This is a genomic window from Photobacterium pectinilyticum (assembly GCF_024357955.1).
Taxonomy (GTDB): domain Bacteria; phylum Pseudomonadota; class Gammaproteobacteria; order Enterobacterales; family Vibrionaceae; genus Photobacterium; species Photobacterium pectinilyticum.
The window spans coordinates 1-1249 of the sequence record NZ_JANEYT010000183.1; the positions used below are offsets into that span (position 1 = coordinate 1).

1 protein-coding gene is annotated in these 1249 nt (G+C 47.9%); it reads right to left on the reverse strand.

Annotation, left to right across the window (positions count from 1 at the left end; all coding sequences use genetic code 11):
- Window positions 1–20 precede the first annotated feature (20 nt).
- Window positions 21–1154, reverse strand: a complete 1134-nt coding sequence (locus NHN17_RS25775; protein ID WP_255045526.1) for an ISAs1 family transposase — start codon at window positions 1152–1154, stop codon at window positions 21–23.
- Between the last annotated feature and the right edge of the window lie 95 nt (window positions 1155–1249).

Below are 1249 nucleotides of genomic sequence, written 5' to 3' on the forward strand. Positions count from 1 at the left end.
CAGGGTGAGAGCATGAATGCTCATTTTTTACTCGCCGCCTTAAAACCAGCCAGTAATACCTTATCAAGATAAGTGGTATTCATCGCTGCAATGTTCTGTTTGCGTCGGATGCTAGCTTTTTTTGAGGTTTCTGCTCGCAGCATGTTCAGTGCAATGTGCCGAAAACAGGCCATGTTCTCAGCGGCATCTCCACGGTAAATCTGGCAGGTATCCTCGTTCATTGATGCGTCAAGTACCCAGTGCAGGCTGTTTTCAATTCCCCAGTGGCCACGCACTGCGTTGGCAAAGCGCTCTTTCTCCAACTCAGCAGAGCTGATGTAGTAGCGGTATTCGAGTGACTCTTTACCCGATTTATCAATGCGATAGCCAATGGTAACACCGATGCTCTTTAGCCCTTTCCAATCAGGAAACTGGTGTACCAACTCACCAGCAGGTAGTACATGGTATTCTCGGGCCTCGATTCGTCCGTGGCTTTGTTCCACTGTGACATCTTCAGGGGCGCTCTGAGCCGCAGTTTTCGCAGACAGCGCCTGACGTACAGCTTTAGCCAGTGTTTCCTGGTTACCTTTAACGGCAAGCAAATAATCACCACCTTTATCAATGATGGTTGAAGCGATGTTGGTCTGGCAGGCTATCGCGTCAATCGAAATCAAGCAGCCTTTGATGTCCAGCAAGTTAAGCAGTTCCGGTATTGCCGTGATCTCGTTCGACTTGGCATTGGTTTTGAGCTGGCCCATAACTACGCCGTTGACAGTGGCGAAAGCACTAACCATATGAATCGTGGATTGTCTGCTTTCGCGATTATATGAGCCGCGCAACACCTTACCATCGATAGCGATCAACTCACCGTCTGAGCGCTCCGTGACGGCTTGCATCCAGTTGATAAAACACTGCTGAAACTGACTTGGATCTAGGCGCGAGATAACGCGAGCAATGGTGTCGTGAACAGGAAGTCCGGATGTAAAAAGGCCTTTCTGCTGAAACCACTGAAAATGTGCTTCACCGAAATCTTCAATGTCTTCCCAGCCTTCAGCTCCGGCAATCGTCGCACAAACAGTAAGAAACAGAACATCGAATAAGGGATAACTGATTTTCGCAGACTGACGTGGGTCTTGAATATCACCAAAATACTGAGAAAAAGCCTCGATACTCACCTTAAAACTCCCGAAAAAGGGAGTATAAGATCATAAATCGATCTGCCGGTCAAACTTACAGAATTTGGTCAGAAAACGTTCGTGATCTCACCCTG